This window comes from Lapidilactobacillus salsurivasis (genome assembly GCF_054785215.1).
On record NZ_BAAABI010000004.1, the window covers coordinates 110,509 to 127,592 of the forward strand.

Genomic DNA, 17,084 nt, shown 5'->3' on the forward strand with positions numbered 1-17,084 from the left:
TAAGACAATAATGAATGAGTGAAATGAGGTATTCGATGACACAAACAGATTTTTTAACCGCGGAAGTATTGGAGATCTTCCGTAATAACCCCAATCGTAAATATGGTGTTCAAGACATCAATGATATTTTGAAATTAAAAGGCTCAACTTCCTTCAAACGCGTGGTCAAGGTCCTGGCGACCTTAGAAGGTGAGGGTATTGTTGACGTTAATAATGGTGGCCGTTTCAAACTGAAACCAACTTCGGAAGAAGTTAGCGGGCGTTTCTCCGCCAATGATAAAGGCTTTGGCTTTGTGCGCTTGGAACAAGATCCAGCCAGCACCGAGCAAGTGCCTGATGTTTTCATTCCTAAATTCAAGACCGCCCACGCGCTGCAAGGTGACACGGTCAAAGTTCGAATCGTTAAGGCGGCCAATCCTTGGAATGGCAAAGGCCCGGAAGGTGAGATCCTGGAGATCACCGAACATGGCATGACCCAGTTGGTTGGCGAGTTCACGCCGGCCAGTGACGCCCAAGTGGCGCGGACCGGACTTTTAGGCAGTGTCCGCAGTCATGACAAGAAATTGGCGAACTATCCAGTGATGATCAAGGACACGGGGATCCATCCTCAAGCCGGTGACATGGTCCAAGTTGAGATCACCGAATATCCTAGCGAAGATTACCCCACTCGGATGCTCGGGATCGCCATGCAAACCCTGGGGAACAAAAACGATCCAGGCGTTGATATTTTATCCTTGGTTTATCAACACGGTTTACGGGTCGATTTTCCGGATGAAGTGATCAAACAATCTGAACAAGTTCCTGACGAATTGCTGCCCCAGGATCGGGTCAATCGGCGCAATATTACCGATCAAATGGTCGTGACCATTGACGGCGATGATTCCAAGGACTTTGATGACGCGGTCACGGCTTGGCGTTTACCGAATGGCAATTACCACTTGGGTGTCCATATCGCTGACGTGAGTTACTATGTTCGTGAAGACACACCGCTCGACGAAGAAGCCTATGCGCGGGGAACAAGTACGTATTTGACCGACCGGGTGATCCCGATGCTGCCCTTCCGGCTTTCCAACGGGATCTGTTCTTTAAATCCCAACGAGGATCGGCTGGCGTTGACCTGTGACATGGAAATTGATGGCCATGGCCGGGTTGTCAATCATGAAATTTATCCTAGCGTGATCCGCTCGAAGGCGCGGTTGACCTATAACAACGTCAATAAGATCGTCACCGACCAGGATCCTAAATTACGAGAAGAGTACGCTAAATTAGTTCCGATGTTAGATTTGATGGCCGAGTTGCACAAAATTCTATTCAAGAAGCGGCATGATCGGGGCGCCATTGATTTTGAAGAAACCGAAGCGTCGATCAAAGTCGATGAAAAAGGTTGGCCGATCGATATTATTTTGCGGGACCGGGGCACTTCTGAACGGATGATCGAATCCTTCATGCTGGCGGCCAATGAAACCGTCGCTGAACATTTCAGCAAGGCGCAAGTACCGTTTCTCTATCGGGTCCACGAAACGCCAGATGGAGAAAAGGTCAAGAACTTCTTCGAATTCGTTTCTGCTTTTGGCATTGTCGGTCATGGCGCGGCGGACGATATTAAGCCGATCGAATTGCAAAAAGCGCTGGCCAAAGTTGCTGGGACACCGGAAGAAATGGTGGTCACCACCATGTTATTGCGGAGTATGAAGCAGGCCCATTATTCGATGGATCAATTGGGCCACTTTGGGATCGGTGCGCAATATTACACCCACTTTACCTCACCGATCCGGCGTTATCCGGATTTGATCGTTCATCGTTTGATCCACAGCTACGCGGCGGTTGGTAAAACTGAGGCCAATAAAGAAAAATGGCATGAGAAGTTACCAGAAATCGCGACGTTCACCTCTGAACAGGAGCGGCGTTCGATCGATACGGAACGTGATGTAGATGACCTGAAGAAGGCGCAATACATGATGTCCAAGGTCGGTCAAGAATTCCCGGGCGTGATTGCTTCCGTTACCAAGTTCGGGATGTTCGTTTCCCTAGAGAATACAGTCGAAGGTTTGATCCATATTTCGAACTTACGTGATGATTACTACGATTATGACGAGAAACAAATGACCTTGACCGGCTCGCGGACTCATAATACGTTCAAGATTGGCCAAGAGATCCAGGTCAAAGTGTTACGGGCTGATCCTGATCAAGGCCAGATCGACTTTATTATCGCTGGGCAAGATACGCCAGCAGATTTTCTTCCCGAGAATGAAAAGCCCAAATCAGCAGGATTCAGCGGTAGTCGCGGCGCCGGTCAGCGTGCTGGCGGCAATAACGATCGTCGTGGCGGTAATCAAAACGGTCGCGGTGGCAACCAAAATAATCGCGGTCAAGGGCGTCGTTCGTCCAGCAATGGCAACAAGTACGAGCGGCGGCAAGGCGGAAATGGCAATAAATATGAGCGCCGCACTGCCAACGCTAACCAAGGTCGGCACTAGGCGTTAACTGATTTTTGTAAAAAGGTGGTGTTCAATTTGGCTAAAATGAAAGAGAAACCACGGAATCAAGTCGCGACTAACCGCAAGGCCTCCCACGATTATAATATTGGCGAGACTTATGAGGCTGGTTTGGTTTTGACCGGGACTGAGATCAAGTCGGTTCGCGCCGGGAAAATCAATCTGAAGGACGGGTTCGCCCAATTGCGTCAGGGTGAGCTTTGGTTGGAAAACGTCCACATCAGTCCTTATGAGGCGGGCAACCAGTTCAATCACGATCCCTTGCGCAACCGCAAGCTGTTGTTGCATAAGCGGGAACTAGCGAAATTGGCTGGCATCGTGAAGGACAAAGGGGTCACCGTTGTCCCACTCAAGGTTTATTTGAAACACGGGTTTGCCAAGGTGTTGATTGGTGTAGCCACCGGGAAACACGAATATGACAAGCGCGAAACTATCAAACGGCGCGAGCAAAATCGCGAATTGCAGCGCGTTTTGAAAAATAACTTTTAATGACGATCACCGATGTGCTAAGCATGTCGGTGATTTTGTTTTTTGGCACCGGGTGACGGGGTGCGGATAATTGCAGTGCATTTCACGTGTTTAAGAATAAATTATGAAAAAAAGCGAATTTTGATCAGTGAATCATGATATACTGAATGTCAGTTATCAAACAATAATTCGCTCATGCGAGCGATAAAAGCGACTGTCAAGGACGTGGCCAGGGGGCAATTCTGGCGAGATCAAGGCTGAAATGGGACTTGGCGGGCAGAGATAGGGTGAATCAAATGGCAAAACACGCTCGACGCGATCGATTAAAGGCGCAGGCGGGGACAACGGGGAAAAAGTCCCACCATGTTCTGAAATGGATTTTATTGACGGTCATCGTCATTTTATTTGCTGGCGCCTCTTACGGTGTCCATATGTATATTCAAGCTAAAAGTGCTTTGGATAAAACTTATTCTTCGGTTGACACGAAGAAGGAAAAGAAGGCCAGTGTTACCCTGGCGAAGCGCGATCCATTAGGGGTATTGTTGTTGGGCACCGATACTGGCGATGAAGGTCGGACCGAAGTCAATGGTAACTCAGATACGATGATTGTGGCGACGGTTAACCAAAGCACGAAGAAGACCACCCTGACAAGTATTCCCCGCGATACTTTGGCAGAAATGGTTGGGGCCGCTAGTTTTAATTTCCGCCGGATCAATGCTGCCAATAATATTGGCGGCTCTAAAATGGCTCTGGCCTCAGTTTCATCGTTGCTGAACGTGCCGCTGACTTATTATGTTTCAATTAATATGAGTGGACTCAAACAGATCGTTGATGCTGTTGGTGGTGTTGATGTCGAGGTGGCCTTCGACTTTGCCTATAACGGTTCTTCCTTTAAGAAAGGGCAGATGCACCTTAATGGACAGCAGGCGCTGGATTATGCGCGGATGCGGAAAGATGATCCTGAGAACGACTATGGGCGCCAGAAACGGCAGCGACAAGTGATCACCGCAATCGTGAAATCAGCCAGTTCGGTTGGGACGATTGCAAATTTCACCAAGTTATTGAATGCGATTTCGGCGAATATGCAGACTAATTTCACCACGGATCAAATGATCGATATTTTCAAAAACTATCGGGTAGCGGCGAAGACGGTTTCCAGTGATTACATCAAGGGCGTCAATGCTTGGGCTAATTCCGCCGCGATCCAAGTCGCGCCAACCGCGGAATTGCAGCGGAACTCCGATGCGATCCGCAGTGAACTGGAGTTGTCCCAGGAGACGTTGGATAATGCGGTCACGAAAGAAAATGCGCTGAATGGACAAAGTGGTTTTATTTTTGAAAATCCGACGATCAATCAGAATTATACGATTTATCCATTAAGTAATTAAGGCGGACCGATGCGCTCGATCCGAAAATGCGGATGGTCAAGCTTGATCTGGGCAAACGTGGCCGGGTCGGGCTTTTTTTTGAAAACGTGCTGACTGATCTGATTGGTGCGCACGGGAACTTTGGAGGGAGCATTCTTGTTGACTAAGCAGCGTTATCGCCAAACATTATTCAAAACATTACCCGCACTGCTCGTCTTGCTGCTGTTTACGCATTTGAAGCAAACCAGTGGCTTTGACTGGCGCCCGCGCTGGACGGATCTTTACCTGTTGATCAGTTATGGCGCCGGCGTACCTTGGGCCCACTGGCTGGGGCAGCGTTATTGGCGGCGGCGGCGTGAAGCAAAAGCCCGGTCAAAGACTGGGATGCATTCGGCGGCCGCAACGACCAGTCGGCCAACCTCGGACCAGTCGACAGCAACTGTGACACCGACTGCTCCTACAACTGCGTCCACAACCGAGGCGCCAGCTAGCGCAACACCACAATCACCAGGTGTTCGACTGACCTGGTTGGATCATGTTTTTACCTTTTGTGGCGAGTTGGTTCTGGCTTGTTTGTGGTTGTTGATCGGCGGCCTGTTCGCGCTGATTTATTGGCCAGTGACGGGACTGAAACAGCGTGGACATCAGTGAGTTTCACTATTTGCCAGCGCTAAACGCTGAAAAATTTTAGACCTAAAAAACCTAGTGACTCTGGATTCGTTCATACTCCGGAGATCACTAGGTTTTTTTGGTAGATCATTGAATAGATTTTGCTTGTATAGCGTTTGATCAGTTAGCCTAGTCGAAACGATAATAAATGTCCGTCTCGGGCAGCCAGGGTTCAGTCCGCGTTTGATAGAGCAAGTCGGCCATCCGTTCTGGCTTGAAACTGTGCCAAGGTACGGTGCGGCGGGCGTTGATTTTCTCGGCTAAGGTCAAGAGGTCTTCACGTCGAGCGTGACCACTAGCACCAAAGGGAATGATCTGATAGTGGTGTTCCGCCAGGAAAGTTTGTAAGGTTGCGAAGCGGGGGTCATAGTCACCCAGCGGTTCGCCATTACTGTGGAGATAGGTCCCACTAGTAAAGGCCGTCAAGCGCTGCAAGTGGGCCCAAGAATTATGCAAAATAAACTCTCGTGGATCCGCCGCTAATCGCCGCTGCACTTCAGCCCAAGAATAGACCGTGGTGTTGGCTTGGTCCAACGGCGTCGCACTAATGACGTTGAGCGGTTCATCAGGCGCGAAAGCCCCGATGATCTGCGCAAATTCTGGTTCCCATAGAATCGGCCGGTGACTTTGGCGTGCGGCCTGATTGAAGGCAATCAGCCGTTCAACGTTGCGTGGATAAGGATTGACCACGAGTAGTCCAGGCGTTTCCTGGGCTTGTGCGCGAAGAGCCGCCGGCAAGTCGCCCTCGCTGTAAGGATGCTCATGGTGACCATTCTGGATCATTTGCGGTTGCTCGCTAGTAAAACTATAAGTAGTGGCTTCGCTTAAATAAACATCAAGGTTGTTCTTGACCTGATCAGACCAAGCGGCCACCCGCTCTGGATGGGGGCCATTGAGGCGAACATCGCCGGAATGAACAAAGCGATGCTGCCCATCGTCCACCAGCAAGGCCAGGGCGCCAATCGTATCGTGATCGCTTAACATCCCAGTAACTGTTAGGCTGCCAATGGTGAGCGGTTGGCCCAGCGTCAGGGGATGAAGATTAGCAATCGGCGGTTCGACGCCTTGGGCAATCAAGATTTGATAAAGTTTCAGCGCGTCCGGTGACAGGTAAATGGGAATCTCGTGATTCTGTAAATAGCGTAAAGCGCCCATATGATCCAGATGGAGATGGGAAATAAAGATGGCTTGATGGCGGAAAAGAGCCGGCTGATCCGGTAAAAGCAGATCAGGCAAGTGGGGCAAAGTGTGGTCCGCCATCGCTTCAGTGACGGTTTTCGTGCCCATTGAGGCAACCATCCCGAAATCCATCAGAACGCGGCTATCCCCTTGGACAAATTCAACGATATTCCCACCAATCGTGGTGGTGCCATTTAAGAAACGCAATGTGGTCATTTGTTTTCCCCCTTACGGTAACACAACAGTGTAACGCAACCCTTTGCAAAAAGCGAGACTTATTTATTCGGAAGAGCAACCTTTACTGGCGTGATCCCGCCAAAAAAATCAAAGCCAAGCTCGTTTCGAAATTGCCGCGAACTGTGCGCTAGAGGCAAACACCCCCACTCAGATCGTTCTCGTTCTGAATGGGGGTGTTTAACAGTTGGCGATCGCAATCGTGACGATCGGCAAGAATCAATTGCCAAGCTTGTATTCTCAGCGCCAAATAGCCATTGTCAGGTCTTAGTCGCGAAGTCGTGAGAATCAGCGGTGACTGACGATCTCACTAGCGAGTTAATGCTGATAGAAGGTGCTTTCAGCGGCCTGAATGATGCCCAGCTTAATATGGGCGTAAGTCAACCCACCTTGAAGATAGAGCGTGTATGGCGGCCGAATCGGGCCATCACCAGAGAACTCAATGGTTGAGCCAGAGATAAAGGTTCCGGCAGCCATGATCACTTCGTCTTCGTAACCGGCCATTTGTTCGGGAATCGGTTCCACATAGGAATCAACGGGCGAGCTTTGTTGGATTGCTTTGGCGAATTTGACCATATCGGCTTTATTACCGAAGTTGACGGTTTGAATCAAGTCTGTCCGCGGCTCCTGCCACTCTGGCGAAACACTCAGTCCTAATTCCGCGAGTAGCGCTGCTTCGAAAATCGCCCCTTTAATAGCATTCCCCACAGTTTGCGGTGCGACGAAAAAGCCTTCAAACATATCCAATAAATAGCCGTAAGTCGCGCCTTCTTCACCACCGATGCCAGGCACAGTAAAGCGATAACTGACCCGCTCCACGAGATCTTTGCGGCCGACAACATAACCACCAGTTTTGGCCAAACCGCCGCCGCCATTCTTGATCAGTGAGCCGGCCATGATATCAACGCCCACATCAAGAGGTTCCAAGGTTTCTGAGAACTCGCCGTACGCGTTGTCGGCGAAAATCCAGACGTCAGGTTTGAGACCGCGCACGAAGTCAACCATCTCTTTGATTTTAGCGATCGTGAATGATTTCCGCGTGGCGTAACCACAAGAACGTTGAATCACGACGAGCTTAGTTTTGTCAGTGAGGGCTGCTTTGACCGCAGGGAAATCGACTTCGCCATTGTCTTGCAACGGCACATAATTAGCCGCGATTCCATACTCTTTAGCACTACCGATGCCATTACCGCTCATGCCGAGCACTTCTTGCAAAGTGTCGTAAGGCTCACCTGTGATATATAGGATTTCATCGCCAGGGCGTGTCAGACCTAAGAGGGCGGTTCCGATCGCGTGGGTTCCCGACACGAACTGAGGACGAACCAAAGCGGCCTCACCACCCAGAACATCCGCGTAAATGGCTTCTAGCGTGTCGCGACCTTCATCATAATTACCATAGCCTGTCGTCCCATTTAAGTGGGCCTCTGAAACGCGATGGTCTTGAAAGGCGTGGAGCACCTTCGCCTGATTATCAAGAATTTGGTCATCCAAGGCTGCCAAACGAGGCGCGATTTTTTGATCGACCTGGGCGACGATCGCCAATAATTTAGGATCGATCGAATCTTTCCAACTCACAATAAATTCCTCCTACAACTGATTTGTTACCATCACTCAAAGCGAATCATCGAATTGGATTCGTCTCAAGTCTTCTTCTTAAGTATACTGATTTTACCGCAGATGTGTAGGGTAAATTCTAGAATTTACGTGGGAAAATGGGCCTGGTCAACAGTCCCGAATGCTTTTTTTACAGGATGTTGGGAAACGCTATCAGCGTGTTGACCTGGATCTCGATGGGAAATTTTGATTGGAGGCTTGACTGGGACCTTGATCCGCGGCTTGAGCGAAAGTTTGACTGAGAGCTTGATCAGAAGCTTGACCGAAAGCTCGCTCTGAACTGCGATTTGAAGGTCAATGAATCAACAGGGTGGGGCAGAGGGGCAATTCTCGCCAGCTGGGTTCAAATGAGCAACACCATAGGCCAGCAGGTTAGGCACCCAGCGCTTTTTCTGCCTAGATCCGTCAATGCCCAGACTTTTGCCGATAGAAAAATAAATATTTCAGGAATATTCGGGGCTCCCAGCATTTTTCGCGTAATTTAAAAGGACTGGGAAAAATCCCAGTCCTTTAAGGCATCGTTCAATGTTATGGTTTATTTGTTGTCTTTGATGATCGTTTCAGTTTGATCTTGCAAGTTGTCTAAAGCTTTCTTGACGTCTTCGTTCTTCGTCAACATCGCGTCGACAGCTTCAAGTAATCTGGTCCGATATTCAGAGAAACCTTTGAAGGCAGTTGATTGGAAACCATCAGGTAATGAATCAACGGCAGCCTTGTTATAAGGCTTTTCTTCCAGATATTTCTTGAAATCAGCATCTTTCGTTGCGGATTCCCGAAGTGGCACATAACCGGTTGAACGAGCCCACTTAGCTGTTTCTTCGGTGGACATCAGGAATTTCATGAAGGCCCAAGCGCCCTTCTTTTGATCAGCGCTAGCGCTCTTGAACATCACGATGTCGTTACCAGCGATTTCAGTGGCTTTCTTGTCATTGTAGGCTGGTAATGGCATTGTACCCCAGTTCAAGGTCTTCGGTGCTTGTGCGACCATTTGAGTCACACCTGCGGAAGAACCGGCGTAGAAGGCTGATTTGCCCTGAGTAAAGGCTTGGGTCCAGTACATGTCTTCGCCAGCGGTTTTAGCGGTGCCAGCTTTGATCATGTCCATGATGAAGTTCGCTGCTTTCAAAGTATCAGCGGTGTTTAAGTTCGCCTTTGGCCCTTTGGCAACCAATGGATTACCAGCTTGACGCGCTAAACCTTCAAATTCCATATCCCATGACTTGTCATAGCCCATGGCATAGATTTTGTCTTTTTTCAGTGTTTCGCCAGCTTTAGCGATGTCATCCCATGTTTCTGGTTTGGCGATGTTGTACTTGTCCAGAATATCCTGGTTGTAGTAAAGAACGCGGACGGACTTACTGAATGGAATGGAATAGTACTTGCCATCGTATTTGGAGCTCGAGAGAAATGAAGAATAAATATCCTTTAAATCAGAATCAGATAATTTGTTATCACCTTTCAACATGTAGTTGTCAAGAGGTTCGATAAGACCGTTCTCTGTGTAATCAGGCACAGTGGTGTAAGTTGTCTGTGAGATTACTGGCAGTGTGTTTGACTTAGCAGACGCCATGATCTTTTGTTGCAGTTGAGTATAGCCCCCTTGTGAGGTACCAACGACTTTGTAATCAGATTGCGACTTGTTGAAGTCCGCAATGATTTCGTTCAAAGCCTTTTGGTAAGGGCCGTTCATGCCATGCCAAAAAGTAATTTTGACTGGTGTTTTCGACTTGGTGCTGGATTCATCGGCACCTGAATCCTTTGATTGGCTGCCACATGCGGCCAATCCCAAAACTAAACCCAAAGAAGCGACTGCGAGTAGTGCACGTTGCCAACTTTTTTTCTTCATTACTTAAAACCTACCCTTTCAATCCAGTTTTTGAGATGCCTGCAATAATGTACTTTTGAAGGAAAATGTACAGAATCACCATAGGTAAAATGACGAACGTCGATGCTGCCATCAGCAGCGCGTAATTTGTCCCCGCATCGGTGGTAAACGCCTGTAACCCAACAGGCAAGGTGCGAAGATTCTCAGTGTTGGTCACGATCAACGGCCACATGAAGGCGTTCCAGGACCCAATCACTTGTAAAACAGTGACGGCCGTAATCGTTGATTTGGATATTGGTACCAGCACGTGCCAGAGAAAATGCCAATCGGTGGCGCCGTCGATCTTGGCGGCGTAATACAATTGATCCGGCACAGATTGGAAATTTTGTTTTAAGGTGAAAACGGTGAAGAAACTGGCCAACCAGGGAACAATCAAGGCCCAATAGGTATTGATCATATGGAACTTCGACAAGGTGACGAAGTTAGGAATAATCAACATTTCCCCAGGAACCATCATCGTGCCCAAGAAAATCACGAAGATGATATTCTTGCCGTAGAAGTTTAATCGCGAAAACGCGAAGGCGGCCAGAATACTCGTGAACAGCTGGCCCACAGTCGTGACTGTGGTCACTAAGACGCTGTTGACGAAGTAACGGGCGAAGGGCGCGGCCTTGAAAGCCTCGATGTAATTGGCCCATTGTAATTGCTTAGGTATCCAGATCGGTGGAATCTTAACCGTTTCTGGTTGTGTTTTTAAGGACGTTGAGACCATCCAGAGGAAAGGCATCAACATGATGATCGCGCCGAGGACCAAGATCACATAGCGTAGAACCATGGCAACTTTAACTTTCATTGTTTACTTGACCTCCCTTTAGTAATGGACATGTTTCTTGCTGTACCACATTTGAATCAAGGTGACTAGCAAGATCATGAAGAACAGCACAACACCACTAGCGGCGGCGATGCCGTATTTCCACTCGGTATAGAATTTCTGATAAAGGTAGTAAACGATCGTTAAGGCTGATTTACTTGGTCCCGGGGTCCCGTTGAACAGGGCGAAAATCTGATCGAAGACCTTGAAACTACCGATCACCCCATTGACACTGACTAAGAACGTGATCGGCGAGAGCAATGGCAGGGTCACGTTGGTGAATTGATGCCAAGCGTTAGCGCCATCGATTTCCGCCGCCTGATAGTAGCGCTCGTTGATGTTGTTCAAGCCAACTAAGAATAAGACGATATTGAAGCCTAAGCTCTTCCAAATACTCATGATGATCAAGGCCAGCATGGCATATTTCGGACTCTCCAACCAAGCAATCGGGTTGATCCCAAAGAGGCTGAGGAAATAGTTCAATAGACCATAATCGCTGTTGTAGATCCAATGCCAGACTTGGGCGATCGCCACGGTACTGGTAACGAATGGCAAGAAGTAAACGGTTCGGAACAGGCCACTTAGCCATTTGATTTTATTCAAGAGGAGGGCGATGACCAATGAGATGATCACGGTCAACGGCACGACCCCAACGACGAAAATCAACGTGTTCTTAACGGCTAAATGGAAATCGGGATCACGGAAAATAAAAGTAAAGTTGCTCCAGCCCCATTGCTGCACGATGTCTTTGAAGAAATCGTACTTGGTGTAGAAGCTCATAATAAATGATTTCAGAATTGGATAAATGTTGAAAATGATCGTAATGACCAACATCGGGAGTAAATAGAGGAGTGCTTTAGCAGTTGATTTTAAAGTTGGCTTCTCATTCAACATCTTGTTCACCACCAAAAATGCGCTCGCCTGCTTCATCGAATAGATAGAGTCCGGATTTCTGCAGGTAAAGCGTCAGATCCTGATGATTCTCAAGACGACCTTGAATCTCGGTACTGAGAAGTTCTTGCCCATTATAATCAACCAAGGCGTTCTTTTCACGGCCGTACTTTTCGTAGGCCTTGACTTTGGTTGTGATCGTGGCGAAGGTATTGGCGTCGATCGGGTGATCCTGTAAAGCCTCGGGTCGAATTCCAACCGTGGCCGTTTTCGCCAAAATCTCCGCAGGGACCGCCGCGTCCAAATCATGACCAAAGGCGGTGATCGGCACGGTGTTGATCACCGGTTCGCCAATGAATTTCGCGACGAAGAGATTGCTTGGATTGTCGTAAAGTGTTTCCGCGGAGCTGAATTGCTGAATGTCGCCTAAGTTCAAGACCATGATGTGGTCGGAAATGTGTAAGGCCTCATCTTGATCATGGGTCACGAAAATCGTCGTGACGCCAGTTTCTTGTTGGATCCGCCGAATCTCTTGCCGCATTTCGATCCGTAAACGGGCATCCAAGTTTGACAGTGGTTCGTCAAGCAACAGCAGACTGGGTTCCTTGGCCAACGCGCGGGCAATGGCGACCCGCTGTTGCTGACCACCGGAAAGCGCGCCGGGTTTCTTGTCCAGCTGATCATCAACGTGCACCAGTTTGGCCAATTTCAACGCCTTTTCCCGACGTTCCTCTTTCTTGATCTTCGCCATTTTGAGTGGGAACATGATGTTTTCAAGGACAGTCAGATGTGGGTATAATGCGTAGTTCTGGAAAACCATTCCAACTTTACGTGCTAACGCGTCTTGTTTGGTGACATCTTGATCACCAAAGAAAATTTTGCCCTGCGTTGGCGCCAATAAACCAGAGATCAACATCAAAGTCGTTGATTTACCGCAGCCACTGGGTCCCAAAATTGAAACCAAGGTCCCCTCAGGAATCGTGAAGTTCAAATGATGTAAAATTTCTCGTGTCCCATCATAGGACAGCGAGACATCTTTGAAGGTAACTTCCAACAGTTTCGCCCCTTTAGAAAAATGTTTTTCGACCACAAGATAACAGATTAGTCTAGATTTATATTACAACATTTTGTGGGTAAAGTCTTGACCGATTTCAAATTTAGACAAGTTTTTTGGTCAGTAAATCCGCAAAAAATGCGTTTATTTACAGTAATTATTAGGTGATTGCGATTTTGAACCAAATAAGCTAACATTAGATAGCGGTTACATTTGAATAATTATATTCATGAAACTGTTTTATTCTAACTAGTAGGTGATCGATAATGACACAGTTGCTCGTCAATGCGGTTTGTGGTGTTGCCCGCCAGGACCTTTCCGGGGCTTATTTACGCCGTTACACAGCCAGCGAACTAATTGCGAAAACGCAGATCTCTCGGTCAGCATTCTACCAACACTTTGATGGTGGATTGCGCGATGTTTTCTCCACGACCATTGAAAATGAAGTTTTGCGACCTATGCGGCTGGCTCGTTTCTCTTGGCCGGAAGCAGTGGATTTTGTTTTGAATTATGTTCGTCATAATCAAATTTTAGTGCGTAATCTTTATGAGTTGGGCTCGGGTCCACAAAAAATCTGCTGGTTTCGGCAGCAGTTGGTTGCGGTGATCTGGCCTCATTATCATCCCGACGAACCACTTACGTCAGATTGCTGTTGCTGGCGTCAGTTGAGTTTACTTTGTGGTGCTCTTGTTGGTGAGATCCAGTGTTGGACGTGCAGCGACTTTCAGGAGGAATCGTGGCGCATTCGGTTACGCTTACAAAGCTTTGATTTAGACACTTCGGCCTAAGTGTCAAAAAAACGAACAAATTCGCGAAACTGTCTGTTGCATTATTTGAGCAACCACATTATGCTAAAAAGTATCACACTGATGAAACTTGCCGAAGCGCAGAGCCTAGATGGGACGATAGGGGAGTTCTTACTTTGATCAAGAGAACAAGTGAAATTCAGCGGGCACTTTCTGACAAAGTCTGCTAGAATGGGCTGAGTATTAAAAAATGTTTATGAGGTGACATAATTGATTCGTCCCGCAGTATTATCGGATGCACCACAAGCAATGCCAATTTTGATGCAGATCATTCATGACATGGAAATTCCTGAGGTTCAAGCGATTGGTGAACCGAAAATCGAGTCCTTGTTTGAAGCGGCGTTCGCGGCGCCAGATTACCGATATGGTTATCAGCAAATGTTAGTTTATGTTGATGATCCAACGCAGAAAGTTTTAGGTATCTGCGTGGGCTATCCGGCGGCCAAGGAAGCGACCATCGATGACGCGTTACGCCCTTTTCTGAGCCAACTAGGCTTGCCAGGGGATTTGCGGCTGTTCAAAGATGTGGAGGCCCAACCAGGCGAATGGTATTTGGATTCCTTAGCCGTTGCCCCAGCCGCTCAAGGACAGGGCATCGGTGGGCAGTTGCTTGATTTCCTGCCGACATGGTTGGCGCCAAAAGGTGAAACCGTGATCAGTTTGAATGTTGATCTGGGAAATCCGAAGGCTAAGCAGTTATACAGTCATCATGGCTTCCGCAAAACCGGTGAGATCATGATTGGCGCTCATCGCTATGAGCATTTACAAAGACCCATTATCTAGCAAGACTTGCCCAACTTAATTGCGTTCAACTGTTTTGTACAAGTTGAGCGCTTTTTTGTTGGCAACCACTTTAGTTGAACGCTTTCTTTTCTCCACGGAGACGCTTATACTTAGACCAGCAATAAAAAAGAGTGCGAAGCGCAACGGTTTGACTTTGAGCATAACCTAGCTAGGCTTTTGGAGGCCGGGCCTCGCCTCCAGAAGCCTAGCGTAGTTAAGCGGAAAAGTCAGTTGCGCGGAGCACATTTCAAAAAAAGAGTGCGAAGCGCAACGGTTTGACTTTGAGCATAACCTAGCTAGGCTTTTGGAGGCCGGGCCTCGCCTCCAGAAGCCTAGCGTAGTTAAGCGCAAGGAGCTGGGACGGTGAGCACGTTTCCAAAAACAGAGTGCGAAGCGACCCGGGTAGCTCCTGAGCATTAGCCTAGCCATTGTTTTGGAAGCCGCATTTTGCTTCCAGAACAATTGCGTAGCTAAGCGCAAGGAGCTGGGACGGTGAGCACGTTTCCAAAAGGAGGAAATTTCATGTACGCTGCAAGTGAAAAACGCTATTCGTCAATGCCTTACCAGCGCGTGGGCGCGTCAGGTTTGAAGTTGCCCCGGATTTCATTGGGGTTATGGCACAACTTCGGTGATGTGGACCGAATTGAAAACCAGAAGGAAATTATTTTTGGCGCCTTCGATCGCGGCATCACGCATTTCGATTTGGCGAATAATTATGGTCCACCGGCTGGTTCGGCGGAACGGAATTTCGGGCGGATCTTACGGGAAGATCTGCGCGGATATCGTGATGAAATGATTATTTCGAGCAAGGCCGGCTATTATATGTGGCCTGGCCCATATGGGGAGTGGGGTTCTAAAAAGAACATCATTGCCAGTTGTGATCAAAGTTTGCAACGCTTAGGCTTGGATTATCTGGATATTTTCTACCATCATCGTCCCGATCCTGACACGCCATTGTTGGAAACGGCTCAGGCTTTAGATTTGCTGGTTCGCCAAGGGAAGGCGTTATATATTGGCGTCTCCAATTATTCTGCCGCCCAAACCCAAGCAATCGCCCAGATTTTCAAACAGTTAGGGACACCTTTTATTATTCATCAACCGCAGTATAATATGTTCAACCGTTCGATCGAACAAGGGTTGACCGACGTGCTGGCGGCCGAGCACTTAGGCGCGATCACCTTTAGTCCACTGGCCCAGGGGCTGTTGACCGAGCGTTATTTGAACGGGATCCCGGCCGATTCGCGGGCCGCTCGCTCTTCAAGTCCGTTTTTACAGCCAGATAATGTGGAGGCGACGCTGGCCACCGTTCGCCAATTACATCAAATTGCCGTTGAGCGGGGCCAGTCTTTGGCGGAAATGGCGCTAGCTTGGAATTTGCGGCAACCAACGGTGACCAGTGTGCTGGTGGGCGCGTCTCGCTTGAGCCAACTGGAGGATAGCTTGAAAGCCTTGGATCATTTGGATTTCAGCCCTGAAGAGTTACAAAAAATCGACCAAACGTTGGCCCAGGCGCAATAGTTTTTGTGCGAGTTTGCTTGGATAAGTCTGATCGGACAAGTATGATCAATTGATTTTAGATGAATCAGGTGAGTGTCATGACACGCTGGCAAGGCAAAATTGGATTATTGGGTTACGGCCTGTTTTTGAGCGCTTTGATCGGCGTGATCGGTTTCATTTATATTGTCGTCGTTGAGCAATTAACTGCGTTGCTGTGGCAACATTTGCCGCAGCAACTTGGTCCGCGCGGCGGCTTGGTTTTTCTGTTAGTGGCGGTGGGCACGGTCCTAGTGGGACTGGGCCATCGCTATTGGGGGCCGGACTTGCCCTTAACGGCAGAGCGCGCTTTGAAAACGTTGCGGCAAACGAGTCGATTGGCGTATCAGCACGTTGGTCGCAATTTATTGATGGCCGTGGTCATCCTGATTTTTGGCGCGGGAGTCGGACCGGAAGCGGGGCTCCTGAGTACCACGGTGGCGTTGTCTGTTTGGCAAGCTGATAAATTGCGGTATTATTTCTTCCGCTATCAAGCCTTACACAAATTAAGTCTGGGGCAAAGATGGCGGTGTTTACTGACGCCACATCGCTATTTACTCCCCTTTGATCAGGCGAAGGCGGCCAAGTTAGGTCAGCGGCAGCAGAAACGGTTCTTGATCGCCACCTTTATTTTGAATGGGATCGTGGCCTTTGTCGTTTTGATGCGGGCCGCGGGGGTGCCGTCTTTCGTGGTCAAAATGGGGCCAACGAATTGGCAGTGGTCTGACTTATGGTTAGCATTGCCCTTGATGCTTTTCGGGGGCGCGCTGGGCGTCGGTTATCGCTGGCTGAGTCGCCAGTTTACCCAGTGGTTTGACTTTTGGCAAAAGCGCCCGATCGCCAAGGCGGCTTTAGGTGGTTTGGCGATTTTCGCGATTGGTGTTTGGGCGCCACATCTGCTCTTCTCCGGGCAAAGTGCCTTGAGTCTGGCGCCAATTCTGGGCTTGAAACGTTCCCCAGGTTGGTTGGAAGTCGCGGTGCTCCTGAAAATACTGCTCCTGCTGGTCTGCTTGAACACCGGTTGGCGCGGCGGCGATATCTTTCCGATTGTGTTTGCGGCCATCACCCAAGGCTATGTTTTGGCGCAATTGTTACCAGGATTTGATGCCTTATTCGTGGTAAGTGTGACAGCAATCAGTCTCGTTGTGACCATTTTTCAAGCGCCTTGGTTAGGCGGCTTCTTCGTGGCCTTATTCTTTCCCTGGCAGCTATGGCCGGTTTTGGCGGTGGTCAGTGGGGTGTTCTGGCTGGTTCAGCGGTGCTTGACGCACTTGACCACCAAACCCGCTTAAGCT

At 48.7% G+C, this 17,084-nt stretch carries 14 protein-coding genes; 8 read left to right on the plus strand and 6 right to left on the minus strand.

What is annotated here, in order from left to right; translation table 11 throughout:
• The first annotated feature begins 35 nt into the window (after positions 1–35).
• The 4 genes from rnr (at position 36) to ACYVSB_RS06385 (ending at position 4,981) form a co-directional block, all read left to right on the plus strand.
• Positions 36–2,477: a ribonuclease R gene (gene rnr, locus ACYVSB_RS06370; protein ID WP_461218809.1), complete on the plus strand. Its 2,442-nt coding sequence runs from the start codon at positions 36–38 to the stop codon at positions 2,475–2,477.
• 45 nt (positions 2,478–2,522) lie between these two features.
• Entirely contained in the window at positions 2,523–2,984 is a 462-nt protein-coding gene (smpB, locus tag ACYVSB_RS06375; RefSeq protein ID WP_125598674.1) for an SsrA-binding protein SmpB, read from the plus strand.
• A 275-nt stretch (positions 2,985–3,259) separates the two neighbouring features.
• Positions 3,260–4,351 carry an LCP family glycopolymer transferase gene (locus ACYVSB_RS06380; protein ID WP_461218810.1) on the plus strand — a complete coding sequence of 364 codons (1,092 nt, stop codon included), beginning with the start codon at positions 3,260–3,262 and terminating at the stop codon, positions 4,349–4,351.
• 135 nt (positions 4,352–4,486) lie between these two features.
• Positions 4,487–4,981, plus strand: coding sequence for a hypothetical protein (locus ACYVSB_RS06385; RefSeq protein WP_461218811.1), 495 nt, complete (start codon positions 4,487–4,489; stop codon positions 4,979–4,981).
• 147 nt (positions 4,982–5,128) lie between these two features.
• On the opposite strand, the gene ACYVSB_RS06390 is transcribed toward ACYVSB_RS06385, so the two are convergent.
• From ACYVSB_RS06390 to ACYVSB_RS06415, 6 genes are all read right to left on the minus strand, one after another.
• On the minus strand, positions 5,129–6,394 hold the full coding sequence (locus tag ACYVSB_RS06390) for an MBL fold metallo-hydrolase (protein WP_461218812.1): 1,266 nt from the start codon (positions 6,392–6,394) through the stop codon (positions 5,129–5,131).
• Positions 6,395–6,730: 336 nt separating this feature from the next.
• Positions 6,731–7,987 carry a methionine gamma-lyase family protein gene (locus ACYVSB_RS06395; RefSeq protein WP_125598315.1) on the minus strand — a complete coding sequence of 419 codons (1,257 nt, stop codon included), beginning with the start codon at positions 7,985–7,987 and terminating at the stop codon, positions 6,731–6,733.
• Between the two features lie 574 nt (positions 7,988–8,561).
• On the minus strand, positions 8,562–9,872 hold the full coding sequence (locus ACYVSB_RS06400; RefSeq protein WP_461218813.1) for an ABC transporter substrate-binding protein: 1,311 nt from the start codon (positions 9,870–9,872) through the stop codon (positions 8,562–8,564).
• Positions 9,873–9,882: 10 nt separating this feature from the next.
• Positions 9,883–10,704: a carbohydrate ABC transporter permease gene (locus ACYVSB_RS06405; protein WP_461218814.1), complete on the minus strand. Its 822-nt coding sequence runs from the start codon at positions 10,702–10,704 to the stop codon at positions 9,883–9,885.
• An 18-nt stretch (positions 10,705–10,722) separates the two neighbouring features.
• Positions 10,723–11,616, minus strand: a complete 894-nt coding sequence (locus tag ACYVSB_RS06410; protein ID WP_461218815.1) for a carbohydrate ABC transporter permease — start codon at positions 11,614–11,616, stop codon at positions 10,723–10,725.
• A complete protein-coding gene (locus ACYVSB_RS06415; RefSeq protein WP_125598327.1) occupies positions 11,606–12,667 on the minus strand; it encodes an ABC transporter ATP-binding protein in 1,062 nt (353 codons plus the stop codon). The genes ACYVSB_RS06410 and ACYVSB_RS06415 overlap by 11 nt, the downstream gene beginning before the upstream one ends.
• 266 nt (positions 12,668–12,933) lie before the next feature.
• On the opposite strand from ACYVSB_RS06415, the gene ACYVSB_RS06420 reads away from it, so the two are divergent.
• From ACYVSB_RS06420 to ACYVSB_RS06435, 4 genes are all read left to right on the plus strand, one after another.
• The gene (locus ACYVSB_RS06420) at positions 12,934–13,455 is read left to right on the plus strand and encodes a hypothetical protein (protein ID WP_461218816.1); all 522 of its coding nucleotides are present in this window, start codon (positions 12,934–12,936) and stop codon (positions 13,453–13,455) included.
• 228 nt (positions 13,456–13,683) lie between these two features.
• Positions 13,684–14,256 (plus strand): GNAT family N-acetyltransferase, encoded by a 573-nt coding sequence (locus ACYVSB_RS06425; RefSeq protein ID WP_461218817.1) that lies wholly within the window; start codon positions 13,684–13,686, stop codon positions 14,254–14,256.
• 522 nt (positions 14,257–14,778) lie between these two features.
• Positions 14,779–15,774, plus strand: coding sequence for an aldo/keto reductase (locus ACYVSB_RS06430; protein ID WP_461218818.1), 996 nt, complete (start codon positions 14,779–14,781; stop codon positions 15,772–15,774).
• Positions 15,775–15,851: 77 nt separating this feature from the next.
• The gene (locus ACYVSB_RS06435; protein ID WP_461218819.1) at positions 15,852–17,081 is read left to right on the plus strand and encodes a chloride channel protein; all 1,230 of its coding nucleotides are present in this window, start codon (positions 15,852–15,854) and stop codon (positions 17,079–17,081) included.
• The last annotated feature ends 3 nt before the right edge of the window (positions 17,082–17,084 follow it).